This is a genomic window from Paenibacillus sp. FSL E2-0190, from assembly GCF_037992965.1.
Lineage (GTDB): Bacteria > Bacillota > Bacilli > Paenibacillales > Paenibacillaceae > Paenibacillus_AQ > Paenibacillus_AQ odorifer.
In genome coordinates, this window is record NZ_CP150306.1 from 3,494,598 (window position 1) to 3,515,397 (window position 20,800).

The window sequence follows — 20,800 nt, forward strand, 5'->3', positions numbered from 1 at the left end:
TATTAGATGATTTTACAATCAAAAAAAATTGAGGAACACACTGAATCAGTGATGAATGCAAATCGACTTTTCTATAAATCACTCCGATCCCGTAATTGCATGGAAATCATGCTTGATATACAACAAGCTGCTGCTCACTCCCGACAAACGCGCTGAATTTTTGCACATTGTACAACATTCCACGTTCGAATACGTAACTTCTCTATTCTCCGACAGCATTTTTTTATAGGGCGAAAACTGGGCTTTACGGTCAAATCGTGAAATGGCAAACCATTTCGCAGCTTTCCCGCCTGTTATTTCAACGTAAACATGTCTAATATCGAAGAGAATGAAAGCGCTTAACATCGAGGATGAGAGAGGAGGAAATAACTTATGACTCTAAAACTTCATTCCAAAAGAAATCAGCTAATCGTTATTCTGACCGCTCTGTTAGCAGGAAGCCTGCTGCTGATTGGTGCGAAGAAGTTGCAAGCTCCACAAGCAGAAGAAATGCTTCTGACCCTTAACGATCAGGAGGCCACAGCAGCGGAGTTCAACTGGCATCTTCAAATGAATCGGGCACTGATTGTTGATTATTTTAAACAAACTTACAACGCCGACTATTCAAAAGACTTCTGGTCTGCCTACTATTCCGGCGAAAATCCAATGCAGAAATGGATCAATACAGCTCAAACTCAGCTTTTGACGAAGCGGATGGAGCTACAGCTTGCTCAAGAAGCAGGAGTCGTAACGGATATCAGTTTTGAAGGTTTTCTCAAGGAAATGGAGCGCGAGAATAATCGGCGGAGTCAGGCAGCAGCGAATAAGGAGGTGGTGTATGGTCCTCTTCATCTGGAGGCGCAGGCCTATTTCAGTTATTACATGAGCAACCTTGAGGATGCCACGATTGAGGCCATGCGCAGTAACGGAAGTATCGTGATTTCAGACGAACAGGTGAAATTGGAATATGCAGCAAATCTAATTGCGAAATATTCTCTGCCGGGAACGATTCGTCTGGAATGGGCAACGCTTCCCTTTGGCCCAGAAACAGAGTACAAAGATCAGCAAAAAGCCTTAGAAAGAATGGAAAAGCTCCATGCAATAGCAACAGCGACAGCAGCAACAGATTCTTCAGGCACAGGCTTCCAAGACCAGGCAAAAGAGTTTGGCGTAAACGTTGGCGAGGTGAAAATAACAAGTGCTTCACGGCGAACAGCAGCTCTGGAAAATCCAAAGGTATTGCTTACCGCAGAGCAACTGGCGCCGGGAGAGATTAGCAGTTTGTTTGCTGAAAATGGGGCTATCCATCTACTTTACTGCCTGTCGGCAGATGATGCAGTTGTTCAGCCGCTCGATCATGTGAAGGATGCCATCGCACTGAATTTGGCGCAGCAGAAGTATAGATCCATTGTGGACGAAAAGCTGTCCGAAGCTGTCGTGGAATGGAATTACCCGATGGCTGAAGGTCTCGCAAACCAAACCATCCAATAAATGTTCAAGGGGGAATAATACAATAATGTTCAAAAAACTCGCAAAATCACTGCTTATAATGGTGCTGATCTTCACAGCGGTGCTTCCCGTAATGGGCGTTTCTGCCCATTCTGAAGAGGCGAATGCCGATGATTTCTCAACCCTACCGGCAGCGGAACACAGGTCCGAGAACTGGCTGATTGACAGTAGTAATCCTCAATTTTTCGGAGGAGATGCAGCCCGGCTGGTCAGAACCTCCACGGAGACTGGCTATGCCATTTACCCTTTGACTGGAGTTCAGTCGTTTACGCTTCAAGCGTATTATTTCTCTGGTTCCACGGCTGTTATCAAGTTCTACGGATCGCCAGATGCAGATATCTGGACGGAGCTTCCAGCCATCAACGACAGTCCAACCGCAACCGGTTCTGGCTGGTACGGAACAGTATATACACCCTTGGGGGCGCTGCCGGATGGTGTCAATTATCTCAAAATTGAAGTCAGTGGTGACCTCGATACCTGGCTGATGCAGCTTGGGCACCTTACGCTCTCCAATGTGTCGCTTGCACCACAAACGATTGTTGATGAGCTTGACGACATTGCACAGCTTTATACACACAGTACAAATTGGTCTTTAGATACAAGCAATCCCGCTTTTTTTGGTGGAGATCATTCTCGTGCGGTGAGAACAGCAGACTCAGCAGAATCACTCGTGTACCATTTGCATAATCTGCAACATTTCACAGCCCGCATGCATTCCTTTGCCGGGTCTAGCGGGACTATCAAGTTCTATGGTTCGGCGGATGCATCCACTTGGACAGAACTTTCTGCTGTTCATGAACCTCCACAGGCCACTGGTGATGCGGCTTGGACCGGGACGAATTATACTCCGGCACAGGGGATTCCTTCCGGACTTCATTACTTAAAAATAGAACTTAGCGGTGATTCCGCACCCTGGCTGATGCAACTAGGATCGGTCACCTTATCCAACCGCTTGCCTGGAGATGGAGGGAGCAGCGGTGGAGACGGAGAATATTATGTGGATTCATTTGCAGGCAGCGACAACAACGATGGAAAAACACCGGAGACTGCCTGGAAGACCTTCTCTGTAGTGAATCAGACTACCTTTGAAGCTGGGGATCGTATTTTGTTAAAGAAGGGTGGAATCTGGAATGAACAATTATATCCTAAGGGCAGCGGCACAGATGAAGAACCGATTACAATATCTGCCTATGGGAGTGGAAGCAAACCGATTATCAACGGTGGAGGCATGGCCGGAGCAGCTGTATACCTACGTAACGCTTCGAACTGGGTGATTCGGGATCTTGAGGTCACTAATTATGCTTCCGAGAGGGGAAGTGTTTACCGGGAAGGTATTATGGTGGAGAACGCAAATGGAGGAACATTAAGTAATATCCGCATTCAGGATAACTATGTCCATGATGTATCAAGCAGTTTCCGTTATCCAACGGTTTCCGGAGCCGAAGGTGGCCCACATGCGTTTGGAGGTATCTCCGTATATGTGGGCGGAACGACGGGCACGGACAAGTTCGATGGGGTATGGATCGAGGGCAATACAGTGGAACGGATAGGCCGGACCGGTATTGTGGTATGGGATCAGCGTTTTAACGGAGCAGACTATGCTACGGTCAATGTTACGATCCGTGGAAATTATGTCAAACAAGCCGACAGCGACGGTATTCTCACCTTCGGTGCGGATGGAGCGGTGATTGAGCATAACATAGCGGAGGAAGGCGGAAATTATTCCGAAGAAGGCGAGTTTAACGGCTCTGCCGCAATTTGGCCGACTCGCGGCAAGAATAATATCGTCCAGTTCAATGAGTCTTTTAACACGAACAAACCAGAGGGAGATGGTCAAGGCTTCAATCTGGATATCGATACGATGGACAGTGTGGTTCAATATAATTACAGCCATGGCAACAAAGGCGGATTCATGCTTTTTGTCGATGCCCGTTTGACTCCAGGCGTGCTGACAGGCTCCTCTAACAATGTAGTCAGATACAACATCAGCCAGAATGATCTAACGCATACGTTTAATTTTGCAGGCGGGGTTACGCCAGATACACAAATCTATAACAATACTATCTATATCGGAGCTGGGCAAAACACCAAAATTATCGATCATGAATGGGATGACGCAGGAAATATTAACGCTCCATATTCTTTTAGGAACAATCTGGTCTACAACCTTGGTCAAGGAGGTTATAATCTGCCAGGGGTGAACGGTAGCTTCGACCATAATCTATTATATGGCAACCATCCAGTAAGCGAGCCGGAAAATACCAATCCTATCACAGCAAATCCACTCTTAGTTGCTCAGGGCACCGCCGGAATTGGTTGGAATACAGTGGACGGTTACAAGCTGAGAGAGGGGTCTCCTGCACTTGGGGCCGGTGCTGTCATTGCAGACAGCGGTGGGCGGGACTACTGGGGCAATCCCGTTTCAGCAGCAACTCCACCGAATATCGGAGCTTATAATGGACCCGGACTTGATCCTGCTACGCTTCCAGAAGCCCCTGTAGATGATCTGCGACTATATTTTCAAGGTTTAAAAATTGCTCCTCATATTACAGATGGTAATAACGGCGGCATGTCGCTACAACTTCAATTTACGAACAGTTCCAGTGTGGATCCTCTGAGAATTAAAAAGATTTCCTGGACCCTAGGGGAAGAGACTGGTCAGATCAGCGGTAGTGAATCGCAATTGTCTGAAATTGCCCCAAATAGTGGATTTACTTATTCAATTCCACTGCCGGGATTCTCTGAAGGGGTTAAATATCCTCTTGAGTTGACAGTTGACCTTGAAGGTTATGAGACAGTTCACCTCAAGCAAAACATAGATATTAACCGGATGCAGCATCAGTCCGATACACGAAGTCCAGCTCTGATTGATCTTGCGGACGGAACCCCTTTGCTCAACGGATATAAGGGTGCGGATGATCTTAGTGGAACAGCGCAACTACGCTGGGATGAAGAACACATTTATTTGACCGCCGATATCCGCGATGATGTATTCAGCCATAATGCCGCCGGGATTAATATTTGGCAAAATGACAGTATTCAGTTCAGTCTTGCTCCCGGTGTACCGGGCGATAGTCAATCCTGGTATGAATACGGAATCTCGCAAACCCCAGAGGGGCCGCAAATATATCGTTGGCTGTCCATGAAAGGTGCAGCTACCGGAGTGTTGACTAAGGGAACTTTAAGTGTGACCAGAGATGAGGCGACCAAGGTTACATCATATGCACTGGCACTACCTTGGAGCGAAATAAGCCCGATCCGTCCAGCGGCGAGCGATATCTTAAGCTTCTCCATGCTGGTTAACGATAATGATGGCGCGGGTCGAAAAGGATATATTGAATGGGGATCAGGCATTGGCGCTGCGAAGGACGCCTCACTTTTCCGCACCTTCCAGTTTATGAACGTAGAAGGTGAAGAAGAGACCCCACTGAGTGATAATGCCGATTTGAGCGTTTTGAGTATGGACGGTACAGACATCCCTGGGTTTGACCGTAAGAAACTGACCTATACAATAAATGTGCCCTTTTCCAAGACAGCGGTGGCTGTAACTGGGACACCTTCTGATGCAGAAGCCAAATTGACGGTAACAGGCGGAAGTGAGCTTAAGGTAGGAGATAACAGAATCGATGTTAAAGTTACCGCTGCGAACGGCATAACAACTAAGACATACACTTTGAATGTAGTGCGGAGTGAAGAAGGTGGGGGAACAGATACGCCCGGCAATTCGTCCGGCAGCAATAATAGTGGCAACACAAATGAGAGTAGTGGAGGAAAAATAGTTAATCCAGTGAATATAATTTCAGCGGGCCGTATTCGCATTCAGGGTTCACCCGGTGCTGAAGGAATGAAAATTGCACAGCTTCCCACAGGAGAACTCCAAAAAGCGATGAAGGGAGTGCAAGATGGAGCTTTAGTACTTGAGCTTGCTGAAGAGGATGCGACTGCCAGTGGTGTGGCTTTTCAAGTGCCCGTTCCCGAACTAAAAGATAATGTTACTTCCCTAACTGTAAAAGCAGGTGCTGCCACAATAACACTTCCAATTAACACTTTAGGTGAGAATATTCCAGAGGGTGCCCGGCAGTTGGAGCTATCTATCCATTTTGTTGATGCGTCAACCCTTCCAGTTGCCTTAAAAGAGAAATGGAAAACGCATGCTTTGTTCCGGATCTCAATGACGGTAGACGGTAAGTCCAAAGAAACATTAAGCCCTTCTGCGGCAATGAAGGTATCATTTGGATATGAATTAAACCCTGATGAAGTCCCACATCAAGCCATCGTCTACTCTGTTACCGGAGAGGGAGTGGCCAAAGTGGTCAAAAACTCCAAATACGTATCAGGTACTGGAAAAATTACGTTTACATCAAGTGATTTTGGACTCTATGCTGCAGCTAATGCAAATATCCACTTCTCTGATGTTGATTCAGGCTCCACAGTCATCTTGGAAGCTTTGGCTTCCCGTGATCTTATTCATGGCACAGGCGGGGGCAAATTCGAGCCTGCCCGGCAAATTACAAGAGCGGAATTTGTTCAGCTGTTAGTATCAGCGCTAGAACTTCAAGCCGAGAGTAGCAGTACTTTCAAAGATGTGAGTTCAAATGCTTGGTATTACCAAGCTGTCTCAACAGCTCAGGCGCTAAAGCTTGTTAACGGACGTAGCGAAGGCGTATTTGCCGCAAAAGAACCTATTTCCCGCCAAGAAATGGCTGTTATTCTGTTTCGCGCTCTGAGATTATCTGCTCTCCAGTCGGATAGCTCCGGCAAGGCAGCAACTTTTGCCGATGAGAAGCAAATCGGTTCTTACGCGATGGATGCGGTTGAGTACCTGCGGGAGACAGGAATTGTCAACGGTTATACCGACGGTACCTTCAGACCACTGAGCCTGACCACACGTGCGGAAGCCGCTGCTTTAATTTACAGAGTAATGGAATTGTAAGCACCACAAAAGAGCTGGAGCCAAGTTCACTTGGCTCTAGCTTTTTTTGCTTACAAAGTGTTTATTAATAGGTGGCGAAAGATCTAATAATTAAAAATGTTGTTTCCTTTCACATGTATCCATTAACAGCTACAATTATTAATAAATATCTTTTGAAGTAAGGAGTGGTAAACATGGAAGAATAGCATTTATCACACTAATCACAGGACGCTATTCAGCCACTTATTTCTGTTATTAAGGATCGTTGGGTTGGACGAACCAGCCCTTTGGTCGAGTCTTTGGATGGAGGCAGTGTTACTAGTGAATTTATTGTGATGCTGAGGTTACTTCTTACTTGGATGCTACAGTCATAGAGTACGATAACTTCTTCGAAGCGAATATCACTAATGATGAATGTGACTCCTATACAACGGAGCAAAAATATACTCTGGTAATAAATGGAAGATTGTGAACTGAGACACTATAATATAATTAATGATTAGTGGTAAAACACAGAATAAAACCATTTTCGTTTTTCGTCTGTGAATGGTATTAAAGCGTATCTATTACAAAATTCCCTTCAAAGGTAATTATTCTGAAGGGAATTGTAGCTCGCTAACTGAACTATCCGATGTTGTTGACCTTACAATTCTAGTGGATAAATTACCCGAACCGCGCAGCTAGTGTAGCCACACTTTTCTGTGAAATTGCTAGGTATTGTTTATCCATGATCTTAATTTATATTGAAAAAGCGAGACTGTACTCTCTATATTGAAGTACGGTCTCGCTTTAATTTTTGACTTTGGTAGCTCGTGCATCTTAAGATTTTTTTAGCTCATTTATCATTTTTCAGAAAATTATATTCGTGCAGATAATCTAATTCCGCTTAATTTCTTTTTTACTAATGATCTTCCCCGTAGTTCTATTAAATACGATTTCATACCATTTACCGTCAATAAGTACTATCTTATTTTCCAGTACGTCTGCAAATATTTTAAAGTCACTTTGTTCGAGTGGTGTTGTATATGAACTAGCTTCTATATGTACACTCAAAAAATTACTAAAAAAAGCAATGATTATAATACTTCCAATGATCCTCTTGAAAATCTTCTGGTTCTTCATTTAATATCGTCCTCTTTCATTTTTATGATAGGTAACTTATCGTAAAACGGATTAATCTCTTGTATGGTAGTGAAATAACCTAATTTATTGAGATAAATATCAAAAGTACCATCCTTGTTTTTTATTATGTAAGCTGTATCAGGCGTTATATCAATAGCTGTGCTAGCGTAATTATCTGGAAAAGAATATCGTGGTTGTACAACAAAAAATAATGTAGACACAAAGCATGATAAGGCTAATATACTCGTGGTTGAAAACCTTAACCATGATTCTTTAGGTTTATTGTTTGATAACAGTAGCTCAAAGCGGTTCATGAAAGTAGATCTGTTTTTATCAATAAGGTCCATAGTAAAGGGCATATATTTAGATTTTATAGAGTTTTTATAGGTATTCACAAGAAATTCGAGGTAATTAAGCCGTTTATATTCCTCCCAATTTTTTGTTATGGTAAGATCATTTTTTATTTCCAAAATTCTATCCACTTGGTTACGCAATTGATATACAAAAGGATTCCACCAATAAAAAGCACATAACAGTTCAATTATAGTTTTAATCCAATTATCTTTATTAAAATAGTGATGCAATTCATGCCGAATAATAAAATATTCCTCTTGATCAGTAAAATTATGTACTGGAAAAACAATTGTGGGTCTAAAAAAACCATACATCATGGGAACTGAAGTCAATGAGGTTTCAATTAACTTTAAATTTTTAGGTATTTTAATTTCCTTCTGGAGGACACTTAAAAGTTCAGAGTTTATATTTTTCTTGATAGAACACGTCATTATTAATTTACACAAATTAGAGTATCTTTGAAAAATCCGACTAATACTTATGAGTGTTCCCGATAACCAAATAACACCCAAAAAAAGATATAAGTTAATCTTTATTTGATCGCTGAATGAATAAATAGAAAAATTAAAAAAATCATTTATTATGGGTAGGAATTTTGGTAATTCGATAGTATGAGCAAAAGGTACTTCTATTGGAACAAGTAATCTGATTGTAATAAGTAACAGCAATAGGGATAAAACCGGAACACCAACTTTACTAATAGTAGATGATTTTTTAGTTATAAGGCAATATAAGCAAATAAACAAACTACTTACTAATAGAGTAGTTTGTATACTCCAAATGGTTATCATCTATCGACCTCCCCATTTTTTTGCGTCAGTTTCGTTTGTTCAAGCTCTGTTTTTTTCGCTTTTATTAACTTTTCTAATCTATCAATCGTGTGTATATCAATATTTTCATCCTCGAACTTAAATAATGTTGAGATTAATTCTGTAATACCAGTTTGAGCATCATCCGTTGAGTAATATTGAGCAAATTGCATAACTGCATAATCATTTGTAGTGATAATAGGTCTGTACTTTCTTGCAGTTGTTTTAAAAACCTTTGTATAAGCTGCAACTTCAATTGCATTTTTAGTAAGTAACGATTGTAAGGCGTTTTGTATGCTGTATATACTAAATTTCTCCTCGATTTTCTCAAAAATATTTGTCGCGGTAAGAGGGTGGGGTTCCTTCCATAAAATATGCATGATTTCTAATTCCCGATTAGTCAATTTTGTATAGGACATAAAGGTTCCCCCAGTATAATATAGTATCTTAAAATTATAGATCGATTTTCACGTTATATCAACCGTTGATTTTTACTTTATATTAATAATTAAGAGAATAATGGTATCTATTAAATTATTGTTGACAAAATAATGATTTAAATGGTAATTTATCCATACACTTTAAATGTTAAGCGTTAATGTTAAAAGTATATACATGTCTTTATTTTATTCATATGAAGGTGGGTGGTCATATTGATTTATTAATAAGTACAATTGTTGTTACTTTTTTCTTGTGATATTTTTTGAAACTAAATTGTTGATGATGTAAATAACTATTATTTGGATAACACATTTTAACGAAAAATTCCATAAATTCGAAAGGGTGACTTTGATGCGATATGAAAAAAACTGTACTAAGATAGGTGGTTTAAAAAAAAGGGGTGGAGCTGTAAGAACACAAAAAACTAGAAAAGTTTTTACAATGCTGCTTGCATGCTTTTTTTGTTTTGGTCTAAGCACAACCGCTTTTGCAGCATCAGAATATCAGGATACAATTACTGTAAATGAAGCCGGCGCAACTGAAACTTATATCGGTGACTATGCATCCGAGAGTATCTTTAAATCCGAACAGGATACAATTACTGTAAATGAACCAGGTGCAATTGAAACATATATCGGTGACTATTCAACCAAGCGCAGCTTTACACCAGAACTGGAAACAATTACGCCGAATGAACCCGATGCAACAAATTATTTGGCAAGAGCGACATACACACTTTCTAATGTAAGTAAGCCTATAAGTTATAATTTATTTAAGCCAGTCTCAGATTACGTTGCTTATCCTGGTACTGTTTCAGTTTCGAAAGGAGTAACCACAACTGTCACTGCTTCAGTTACGGGTGGTGGTGGAGTGGACGTAGCGTTTTTAAAAACCAATATTTCAGGAACGATCGGTTCAAGTGCTGCATTCACAACGACACAGACTATTTCGTACCCAACTACTAAAGGATACAAAGGTAGGATTATTTTAAGATATTACCAAGAACAGTATACTTATGATGTTACTAAGTTAGGTGTTAAATATGCAGGCAGCGCTTTTACTGAAGCACATGACCAATATTACGCATTACAGCAGGTTGCTCTATAGATTTGATATTAAAGATGAGTTATAACAGCAGAAATAGGTTTGAGAGTTTAAGAGTTTAGTTAATGTAAAAAAGGAGTGGATACATACTATTCACTCCTTTTTTATATCTGTATAACTGGAAGGGAATTGACACTATTTGAAAAAAATAATGTTTTTGATTGAAGTAGCTCTTCTATTAATAGTATTTGGGTGTGAATCTAATAGCATTAGTAATATACTAAATAAGCTAGAATTCAACCAAGCAGTTGGGATATATACGATCAATATAAAACATTCAGAAAATAATGGTTCGTCATTGCTGTTATTTGGATCAACATCAAATTTAAAAAAAGATACTTTTGAAAAATTAAATAAATCGGATATAACAATAACTTTATCCAATGAAAAAAAGGATGAAATTGAATTTAGCCCAGACGATATAGAATGGGAATTGACTGACCAGAATTTTTTAGTAGAAGGATTTTCTATAAGGTTAAATTCTGATAGGATATTAGGTTTAGAAAAATTGGGTTTTGATAAAATCAAAATAAAACTAAGAAGTAAAACCTTTAAAAAAAATATTAGTCCAGTATATTTACAATTTTATTCTGGTGAGGAAAATGGAATTTCCGTAATGGAATCTCCGATATCCCCTAAAAATGTAACAGCACTAAATAAAGAGTATTCATACTCGTATAAGATATTAGATTCAAATCATATTATTACTAGTGATATAAAAGCAGAATTAATTTATCCGAAAGAAGTAAAGAGTTTTATTGAAATTGTTACTGTAGAAGTTAATCCAGATATATATGCAGAGGAAGAAATTAAGGAAGAATTCAGAAATAAAGTTGATAAAAAAATTTTAAAAGAACTGAAAGTTTATGAAATTAAATGTAATTATATTATTAAGAAAAAGGAGAATATAGTTTTTCAACCAGAAATAAAACTTCTTTATAATAATAAAGAACAAAGTTTAGCACCATTTACACCAATAAGTTTTTTTAATTTTTAGAAAAATATATTATTAATATAAAAATAGGAGATAAGTAATTATTTCATGAAGATGACTTGTAATAGTTGCTTATACTAAAAGTATTAAATGCTAATATAGAATCTATAAGAAAAGAAACAATGAATAGTAATATGCACATTTTTCGTTTAATCCAGAGTGTTTTACGATGGAAGTATGATAAGCGGCACTTCTCTCCAGATGCAACTTTGTAACGATCGCGTTCCCTTTGCTTGTCTTTTATCACAATCTTCATGGGTCTAATGATTTGCTGAACGTTTTAGTTATTTCACTTTAAAATGAGAGCAGCTGAAAATATGTGGTGTGTCGAATAAAATTGAGGAGTAATATGTAACTAAGTACAACACTCATCTTTTTCTGATGTATTACAATAAGAATTAGAAATGGTGCTTTATTGAAAAAACGAACAAGTTTCTATTAAAGGTAGCAAACTAAATAAAATTAAGAAGTTTATTAGCTGCAAAAATTACAAGAACTAAATAAGCGGGGGAATATCTATGAAAAATCTTAGTAACGTTATTAGTTCAATAATTTTAGGAATTGCAATCATTACTGGTTGTTTTATCATCAAAGGCAGTCAGTCATCTATAAGTCCAACAATTAACAATGAATATTCAAATAAACCATTAATGACACTTAAAGAAACTGCTAAATATTTAAACATCACTGAATCTCAAGTGCGCAAGATTATTACTACAGAAGAAACAATGTTGAAAACACAAGGTGCATATACCGGTGTGTTGTTTCCCATTATTAAAATCGGAGATGAAATTTTTGTTAGTACATCCGTTTTAAATGATTGGATAAAAGAATCTATCCAACAAAGGAAAGAATTTTAAAGGATATTGCACCGATAACAGATGTAGCTCAAGTTTTAGCCATCATCAGTGGAATGATGTATCTGGACTAGTCATCGAATCCTTAATTGCAAATATCCACGAAAACTAACGCTTCGGACCATTCCGAAGCGTTATTTTTTTGTATGCGCAAGTTATGTTTCGTCATCTACCGCATGCCTAAATCCAGAAAATAATAATTTTCAAATTAACTATTTTTAATTTTATGAAAATGATATAAGATAGTGTAACAAATGAAACGATACGTATCGTTCTATAATTACATCCTTTTAATAACTTAAATAACATCTAGGAGGTGAAATGAATATGAACTTGAAAAACAAAGAACCTCGAAGTAAAAAAGAGATTCTTACTGCAACACTTGAAATGTTAGAATCCAACAGTTATTCATCTTTAACGATTGAGGCGATTGCAGCACAAGCTGGAGTAGGCAAAACAACCATCTATAGATGGTGGGAAAATAAAGCGCGTCTTGTACTGGACGCTTTTCTAATGACCGTAGAATCAGAGTTTGAATTTGATAGTAATAAATCCATTCAGGATAACTTCAAACAACAGCTTGAAGCTTTAGCTCGTATCCTCAATAGCAAAATCGGGAAATCCACTTTAACTATAGTTACAGAGAGCGAAGAAATCGCGAAAGATTTTTACGTATTGTTTTTAATGACAAAAAGAAATGAAGCCAAACAATTACTCCAAGCAGCCATAGATATGGGAGAATTGAAACCAACAATCAACCTGGATATAACTTTAGATCTGCTTTATGGTCCCATATACTTTCAAATTCTCATCTATAAACAAATTCCGGATGCGGATTACATAAACGATTTGTTGATCCATGTCTTGGAAGGCATCACTATTGCAAATTAATAGTAAACCGGGGGATATTTACTTTATGAATCAGACGATAGACGTTCAGAATTACAATAAGAACTATTCATTAATGACGATTATTTTATTTTGGTGTGGATTAGTTATTTTAACTAGCATGTATATTACAATTCCATTATCCGAAGTATTTTCACATGCCTTTCAGATTAGCTCGAGTGAGGCGGCTTGGATTGGGAGTTCATTTTCTCTTTGTTATGCTCTGGGCTGTCTTTTGTATGGACCTTTTTCAGACAGATATGGACGTAAAGTATTTTTAGTAGCCAGCATTATTGGGTTAACCGTAGTTACGCTTGCATTAGGATTTGTGGATAGTTTTTACGGGCTTATTATGCTCAGAGGAGTGCAAGGCCTAGTGGCTGCTGCTTTTGCACCTATTGCGCTAGTGTATGCAGGGGAGATGTTCCCGCCTCATAAAAGACTAACAGCCGTTGGATTTATAAGCTCAGGACTGTTAATGGCAGGTATAGTAGGCCAGGTTTTTAGTGGGATTGTTAACGAAGCTCTTGGCTGGCGTGCTATTTTCTTTATTTTGGGAATTGTGTATGGTATTACTTCAGTGATAGTAATGAGGTTCCTTCCTAAAGATGAAATGCTAAGACCGAAAGAAAATGTTCTGCGGAAGTTTAAACAAATGACAATTCTGCTAAAACAATCACAATTGCTTTTGGCTTTTGCGATAACCTTTATGCTTCTATTAACTTTAGTTGGCATGTACACCGTTTTGGGAAGTTATTTAAGCTCAGCTAAGTTTGGTCTTTCCTCACAGGATATCCTTTATATTCGTGCATTTGGAATCGCGGGGATGCTTTTATCACCCTTTTCCGGAAGAATTGCTCAAAAACTTGGAATGGCCGCTGTTCTAAGGGGAGGCTTAGCTTTAGCTGCAATTGGGTTGCTTGCTCTAGGTTTTAGTACGAACCTGCCACTTCTTGTCCTAATGAGCGTTGTATTTGTGGCTGGTATCGCGCTGGTAACTCCCGTTATCATCTCAATCGTCAGTCAATTAGGGGGAAATGCAAGAGGGTCTGCGATTTCATTCAATGCATTTATTCTATTCCTAGGCGCTAGCACAGGCCCGATATTAGCTTTGAAATTACTAAAAACAGAAAATTATTCGTTATCCTTTACTATATTAGGTTCTATTCTTTTATTAGGTTTTTTAATTTCTCTTTTTCTTAGATTATCGGCTAGGGTGGTTCCAGTAGTGAAAATTGAACGGGCTGCTACTTTACCCACAGAGTGATAGGAATGAATAAAGAAACGGAGATTTGCATTGTTGGTGGTGGACCTTCTGGTCTCTTTCTAGGGCTGTTGTTAGCCAAAAACGGAATTAGAGTTACCGTACTGGAAAGTCAAACAAGCTTTAATCGCAAGTTCAGAGGAGAAGTTCTTCAGCCTCGATTTGTAAGGCTCATGAAAGAGTTGAATCTGGAACAGCGTCTTGAAAAGTATGAGCATATAAAATTATTTAATGCTGAAATATGGAATAATAAGAAATATATCACTCAAATTGATTATGAAAAAGAAATGCCGGAGGCACCTTACGCAATTAAAATAAAACAATCCGTCCTGTTAACTTTTCTTTATGATCTAGCAAAGGATTTTAGTAATTTTGAGCTCATTTTTAACGCAAAGGTCACTTCAACTATTAAAAGTGCAAATCGAACAGTCGGAGTAAACGCCTTAGTAGATGGACAAATGACTGCGATCCATGCTTCTTTAGTAGTCGGAGCGGATGGACGGATGTCCACGGTTAGGAAGACAAGCGATTTTTCTTTTAAGTATAAAAAAGAAGATTTTGATTTAATCTGGTGCAAAATATCGACTAATGAGTTCAAGCTAAATCAAAAACTCCTTTTCAGATTGTCTGATTTTAGTAACTTCATAGGGCTTCCTTATTCCTCTGATTGTGTGCAGATAGGTTTTACAATGAAGAAAGACCAATGGAATTCCATAAAAAGCAAAGGCATCGAACCATTAAAGCTTGAATTCATAAAGGCCTTTCCTGAGCTTAAAGAAGACATTGAAAAGATCATTGATTTCAAATCGTTTGTTTCTATCCAATCAGAAACTTTCATGGTGGACAATTGGCATAATAAGGGTTGTATTCTAATCGGTGATTCTGCACATTGTTCCTCACCACTCGGAGCTATCGGATTGTCCTTGGCTTTTGAAACAGCGCTGGTCGCTGCTGAACTTATTGTTGCATCAAAATTAGAGCCAAATCATGAATACAAGTGTTTAGATCGTTTGCAGCCCATTCGTAATCGGGAAATTCGTTTTGTGCATTTTGCTCAACAGTTGATAATCAGCATAGCCGTTAAATCCCCTAAAGGGGTTAAAAAATTCTCGCTAGCCTGCATGAAACTGATGGGAAATAGCAGGATCGCAAGATATTTAATGCGGAGATTCTTTTTGGGGAGTCCTAAAATAACGGTTGATAATGCCTTCAAATTTTAACGCAGCCTCATTCCTAAGTAGAGTTCATTGGGAATGAGGTTATTTTAATTTGCTGAAACGCAAAGAATTTGTATAGAAAACGCTTTCTATCCATTGTAAAATACAGGTTGAGGTGTAATTACAAAACAAGGATGGAAATCCCATGCGGATCAAATTTAATATTTTTCAGAAAATGTTAGTGTTGTTGCTGATTCTGCTAACTCCGGTCGTGGCGCTGTACTATTATTCTACCTCTAAGAGCATCAACGTCATACAGGAGGAGCTTATCAAAGCCAGCCTGAACCGGATGGAGCTTTTCGTGGCACAACTGGATGCCAGCATTGAGAAATTCGACTTAGTCTCCGCACCTATGCTAGTTGACACGAACGTGCTGGAATACCTTTACAACCTCAACATGAGCGATTATTCCCTAATGAAGACAAGGCTGCTGATCCAAGAGAAGCTGTCGCTGGCCAGCGCATCGGGCAACTGGCGCAATGACGTGACCGTCTATTTCCCGCAACGAGACGATAGTATTTCTTCTTCCCCCTCCTATGAATATGACCTTAAAGAGTTTGATAGCCGATTTTCGCTAGGGTGGAGCTACAGCGAAGATTTGGAGATTGGCTCCGGTTTTACTCGAACTTATGTCACTACGGGTTACAAACCAGCCCGTCCGGACGATCTGGATGTTGCCGTTCGCATTAACCTCTACAAGTGGAGCTTTGAAAATTTGCTTGATACCTACAAATCTGGGCACTCTGACAACCCGTTTTTTTACAAAGAAGGACATGCCATCATCGCCAGCCGATCCGCAGATGGGTCCAAGATGGACCAAATTATCGCGGAATTAGGCGACAGGATCAATAGCCGGGATTCAAGTTTTTTAATTCATTCCTTCGACGACAGGCCTTATCTGATTACCTATTATTATTCCAATATTCTTGAGTGGCATCTCGTCGATTCTGTTCCACTTAACCAGATTATCGGACCTATCAAGCAACAGAGGTTATTATTTGGAGCTTCTTCGATTATTTTGCTCCTATCCTGTATTACCGCCGCGTCTGCTTTGTACTGGAACGTACATCGACCTATCTTCCAACTTGTGCGTGCGGTGCAGCGGATTAAGGAAGGCGATTACGCGTACCGGCTACCGAAGAAATCAAACAATGAATTCACGTTCCTGATGCAGAACTTTAACGAGATGGCGACGCAGATCCAAGATCTCATCGAGAATGTCCTACAATCGCGTATCCTTGCGCGCGATGCCACGCTAAAACAGCTACAAGCACAGATCCATCCTCATTTTCTGTACAATTGTTTGGGTTTCATCATTAATATGACCAAAATGGGAAAGAATCGGGCAGTTATAGACATGGCGTATCATCTGGCCGACTATTACCGGTATACGACGCGAATGGATAATCAAGGAGTCAGCCTGGGTGAAGAACTGGCGTTCGTGCGTATTCACCTCGAGATTCTACGGCTTCGCAATGAGACACTGTCCTACAGCATCGAACTGCCTGAAGAGTTGGCGGAGCTGCGAATTCCCCGGCTTCTTATCCAACCAATCGTGGAGAATGCGATCGTGCATGGACTTGAGAACGTCGAATATCCAGGCCGGGTTGAAATTAGAGTTTACGTCAATGAAGACCAATTGCACTTGGAAGTGGAGGATAACGGAAAAGGATTAAATAAAGAACGGATGGACCAACTGCAAATGGAGCTTCATATTCCGGCCAGCGAATATGCAGGCTGCGGTCTTTGGAACGTATATCAAAGACTGCAAGGCAACTTCGGTTCAGACGCTCAAATTGAGTTTTGCCCGTCCAGACTGGGTGGTCTAAACGTGAGGCTGAATTGGAGACAGGGGATGAAAGAAGAAACGAAGGAGGAAGAGCATTGAATAGCCTGCTTGTAGTTGATGACGAGAAACATTATGCGGACAGTCTGGCAGATACGATTCCATGGGAGACACTTGGTATCTCCCGCGTTTGGAAGGCTTACAGCGCGAGCGAGGCACTTGCTCTGATAGACTCCTTCCCCATTGACATCCTTATGACGGATATCCGTATGCCACGCATGAACGGCTTGGAACTGATCGAACAGGCCAGGCTTCGTATTCCAGGGCTGAAGTGCCTGCTGCTCACAGGTTATGCGGACTTCGATTACGCCCGAAAAGCGATTGAGCTGCAAGCGCTCGATTACCTGATGAAGCCCGCGAAGGACGAGCAGCTACTTACGGCAATGGGCCGGATCATTAAGCAGCTTGAGCAGGAGCGATCAATCGAACAGGGCTTCCGTATCTACCGAGACAATAGTGCAGAACTGAAAGCAGGGTTGTTGCTCAAAGTGCTCAGCGGAAATCTGAATGGCAAGGCGCTTGCGGAGAAGTTAAAGCTGTTTGACCTCCCTCTTCCAATACCAGGTCATGTCTCGATGTGCCTTGTTCGGTTGGGTTCCCCTTTCGACGGACAAGATCTCTATTCGCAGTCACTGATCCGGTTCGCGGTAACAAACATGCTGGAAGAATTGCTGATGGACCGCTATGACTGCTGGTCGGCTGCGGATGATGAAGGAAACCTGCTCGCTCTGGTATACGACCTATCAGGAGCACCACCCGAACCGGAATGGGTGCTTGAGCGGATAGAGCGATTAAAGAAAGAAGTACAGCGTTTGCTTAAAGGTGAAATTTCTGTAGGAGAAACCGACTGTCTATTCCCGGAAGAACTGCAAGCTAGTTATATGACAGCTAAATCACGATTGGATAGTGACAGTTTTTCGGATGGGCAGGTGCCAGAGCGGAATGAAGAGGAAGCGCGTCTTATGCGCAAGCTCTATGAAACGCCTCTGCTGACACATCTTTTGGAAACGGAGCAATGGGAAGCGGCGGAAGTTAAGATCCGAGCGTTCGTGTCACCGCTTATGCATACGGGTTCACCTTACCTCATGCGCGACGTCTTTTTCTTTCTCTCCAATGCCTTCCAGTATATCGCGAATCGCAGTGGCAGGACGCTGGCCCAAATGCTCACTCCTGAGCAATCGGCTTTCGTAAAAGGAAAAGCAATGCTGCACGCATCGCAGCTGGAAAGCTGGGCGCTCGACTTACTACGCACACTTCGCGATAAGCTAGGGGAGGAGACCGAGGACCACAGCCAGGTGATCGTCCGGAAGACGCAACTCTACATCCAGAAGGAGCTGGACAAGGACTTGTCACTTACTTTGCTGGCCAAACGCGTCTTCGTACATCCTAACCATCTGTCAAAAATCTTTAAGCAGTGTACAGGCACTACCGTATCCCAATATATTTACGAGCAGCGTATGCTCAAAGCCTGCGAGATGCTCAAGCATACAAATAATAAAATCTACCATATTGGTGAAAGCATTGGCTATCCCAATACTAACTGGTTTATTCGGAAATTCCGTGACTATTATCAGGTGACGCCGCAGGAATTCAGGGACAGATACCGATCGGGAATGGAGGGATTGGGCCGGTGAAGAAGCAAAAAAGAAAGGCCATCTTTCTATGGGCAGTTCTGAGCGGAGTGCTGCTAGTTTCCGGCTGTTTAAGTAGCACAGGGAAAACGGCACAGAACAGTACATCCAATGGGGAAAAGAAGCCGGTATGGGACTTTAAATACGATCCGCCTATAACGATCACAACAGGAATCGTAGACGAGAATCGGCCTAACGCATTCAAGCCAGATGAAAGCCTTACAGACAACGTGCATACCCGCTGGATGGAAGATAATCTGGGAATCGTCACGAAGTTTGATTGGATTGTCAGCAAGTTCGAAGATGCAGATACCAAAATTCGGCTCGCGCTGGCTGTGAATGGCAAGCTGCCGGACACCCTTAGCGCTGAAGGAGACATCCTGAAGTATCTGCTCAAAGCCGACAAGTTGCTTCCGCTGGATGATGCCATCGAGAAGTATGCTCATCCTAAGCTAAAAGAAGCGCTGGAGAAGTACGCTTATACCATGGCAGAAGTGACCAAAGACGGCAAGATATATGGACTTCCCCGTTTTAGTGCAGGAGATGAGGGAACGGTCATGTGGATCCGTAAGGATTGGCTTGAGAAACTGTCGCTGAACCCGCCTACGACGATAAGTGAGTTGGAGAACGTGCTGAAGGCATTTTCTGAACAAGATCCTAATGGGAATGGCGAAGATGACGAAGTTGGTCTAGCGGTTCCGCTGAAGGAAGGTCCCTGGAGCTGGATGGGGCAGACAGATGCGATTGCCGGAGCTTTTTCAAGGCAGATGATTAGCACGTCTGACATCAAACTGTTCTGGAATGAAGACGAGAAGGGCAGCTTGATCTTTGGCGCCGTACACCCGGATGCTAAGAAATACCTGGAAACGATGGCGTCCTGGATGGCGAAGGGCTACATGGACAGGGATGCAGGCATGCAGGACCCGAGCCAAGCGTCCGAACTGGCGGTTAACGGAATGGCTGGTGTCATGTTCGGCCCGTTTTGGATGGGAGCCTGGCCGCTCGGCGATACAGTGAAGGTCGACCCGGAAGCGGCTTGGCAGGCTTACCCCCTTCCTGCCGGACCAGATGGGTTAAAGGGCAAGGCACAAAAGCCGTTGTACGGTATCTACACGGTGTTCAGCAAGGATTTCACGAATATGGAAGCCTGGTTCGCTTATTATAACAAGTTGCTTGCCAAAAATTTCGGCCCGGATGACCCGTACTTCGATCCCCGATTCGCACAAGGGTTTCACGAAGGTTACGATTATGTGATCATGAACGACAAAGTCATTACTGTCAATTTCGCCACTGAAGGCGTGCCAAATGATAAGTGGCCGCTTGCGGACGGGTCTTCAATGGATATGCGCTGGATGCTCTATCCGCTGACAGGTGGTGCTCCAGCCTTGCCTTATATGAATGCGGATGCAATCAGAAAATTATCTGAAAATTCGGAAGCCATAGTGACGACGCCGATCGAACAAGCTATTAAAGGTTTAAATTCAGCTCAACTTACGGCGGCTGGGGTGGCGATTGCCGAGCAGGGACTCGAAATCCCAAACCGATACCACGGACCTTTAACGGACGGGATGGAGAAACACGGAGTGTTCCTGCAGAAACTCGCAACGGAGAGTTATCTGAGCATCATTTATGGCGAGAAGCCGATCTCCTACTTTGATGAGTTCGTAGCCCAATTTTACAAGAATGGCGGCGACGTAATCACGAGAGAAGTAAATAATTGGTACATGGAAAACAAGCCATAATATTGTGGCTTGTTTTCTTCTATGTTCCTTTATTTCTTCTATATAACAGGATTAACTTCGTGAATTAAAATGATTTTATTAGAAAGCGTTTTCAAAAAAAGAGGTGATGGTATACGAAGTTAATCATAGAG

At 41.2% G+C, this 20,800-nt stretch carries 14 protein-coding genes; 11 read left to right on the plus strand and 3 right to left on the minus strand.

Annotation, left to right across the window (positions count from 1 at the left end; all coding sequences use genetic code 11):
- Positions 1–372: 372 nt before the first annotated feature.
- Together NST25_RS15245 and NST25_RS15250 are read left to right on the plus strand one after the other, a co-directional pair.
- Complete coding sequence (locus tag NST25_RS15245) at positions 373–1,470, plus strand: hypothetical protein (RefSeq protein ID WP_340394341.1); 1,098 nt, start codon at positions 373–375, stop codon at positions 1,468–1,470.
- A gap of 25 nt (positions 1,471–1,495) precedes the next feature.
- Positions 1,496–6,421, plus strand: a complete 4,926-nt coding sequence (locus tag NST25_RS15250) for an S-layer homology domain-containing protein (RefSeq protein ID WP_340394342.1) — start codon at positions 1,496–1,498, stop codon at positions 6,419–6,421.
- Positions 6,422–7,276: 855 nt separating this feature from the next.
- On the opposite strand, the gene NST25_RS15255 is transcribed toward NST25_RS15250, so the two are convergent.
- The 3 genes from NST25_RS15255 to NST25_RS15265 are packed head-to-tail and all read right to left on the minus strand — an operon-like array spanning position 7,277 to position 9,104.
- Positions 7,277–7,522, minus strand: coding sequence for a hypothetical protein (locus NST25_RS15255; RefSeq protein WP_036677231.1), 246 nt, complete (start codon positions 7,520–7,522; stop codon positions 7,277–7,279).
- Positions 7,519–8,667: a M56 family metallopeptidase gene (locus NST25_RS15260; protein WP_340394343.1), complete on the minus strand. Its 1,149-nt coding sequence runs from the start codon at positions 8,665–8,667 to the stop codon at positions 7,519–7,521. The genes NST25_RS15255 and NST25_RS15260 overlap by 4 nt, the downstream gene beginning before the upstream one ends.
- Positions 8,664–9,104, minus strand: coding sequence for a BlaI/MecI/CopY family transcriptional regulator (locus NST25_RS15265; RefSeq protein ID WP_036677226.1), 441 nt, complete (start codon positions 9,102–9,104; stop codon positions 8,664–8,666). The genes NST25_RS15260 and NST25_RS15265 overlap by 4 nt, the downstream gene beginning before the upstream one ends.
- 373 nt (positions 9,105–9,477) lie before the next feature.
- Here NST25_RS15265 and NST25_RS15270 point away from each other — a divergent pair, with 373 nt between their 5' ends.
- From NST25_RS15270 to NST25_RS15310, 9 genes are all read left to right on the plus strand, one after another.
- A complete protein-coding gene (locus NST25_RS15270) occupies positions 9,478–10,233 on the plus strand; it encodes a hypothetical protein (RefSeq protein WP_076130950.1) in 756 nt (251 codons plus the stop codon).
- A gap of 136 nt (positions 10,234–10,369) precedes the next feature.
- On the plus strand, positions 10,370–11,227 hold the full coding sequence (locus tag NST25_RS15275) for a hypothetical protein (protein ID WP_339167805.1): 858 nt from the start codon (positions 10,370–10,372) through the stop codon (positions 11,225–11,227).
- A gap of 515 nt (positions 11,228–11,742) precedes the next feature.
- Complete coding sequence (locus NST25_RS15280) at positions 11,743–12,084, plus strand: helix-turn-helix domain-containing protein (RefSeq protein WP_036677218.1); 342 nt, start codon at positions 11,743–11,745, stop codon at positions 12,082–12,084.
- 324 nt (positions 12,085–12,408) lie between these two features.
- A complete protein-coding gene (locus tag NST25_RS15285; RefSeq protein ID WP_340391703.1) occupies positions 12,409–12,972 on the plus strand; it encodes a TetR/AcrR family transcriptional regulator in 564 nt (187 codons plus the stop codon).
- The gene (locus tag NST25_RS15290) at positions 12,962–14,236 is read left to right on the plus strand and encodes an MFS transporter (protein ID WP_340391704.1); all 1,275 of its coding nucleotides are present in this window, start codon (positions 12,962–12,964) and stop codon (positions 14,234–14,236) included. The genes NST25_RS15285 and NST25_RS15290 overlap by 11 nt, the downstream gene beginning before the upstream one ends.
- 5 nt (positions 14,237–14,241) lie before the next feature.
- Positions 14,242–15,453, plus strand: a complete 1,212-nt coding sequence (locus tag NST25_RS15295; protein WP_340391706.1) for an FAD-dependent monooxygenase — start codon at positions 14,242–14,244, stop codon at positions 15,451–15,453.
- Positions 15,454–15,595: 142 nt separating this feature from the next.
- Complete coding sequence (locus tag NST25_RS15300) at positions 15,596–17,338, plus strand: histidine kinase (RefSeq protein ID WP_340391709.1); 1,743 nt, start codon at positions 15,596–15,598, stop codon at positions 17,336–17,338.
- Positions 17,335–18,930, plus strand: coding sequence for a response regulator (locus NST25_RS15305; protein ID WP_076306559.1), 1,596 nt, complete (start codon positions 17,335–17,337; stop codon positions 18,928–18,930). Before NST25_RS15300 ends, NST25_RS15305 begins: the two co-directional genes overlap by 4 nt.
- Entirely contained in the window at positions 18,927–20,669 is a 1,743-nt protein-coding gene (locus NST25_RS15310; protein ID WP_076130602.1) for an extracellular solute-binding protein, read from the plus strand. Before NST25_RS15305 ends, NST25_RS15310 begins: the two co-directional genes overlap by 4 nt.
- Positions 20,670–20,800 lie beyond the last annotated feature (131 nt).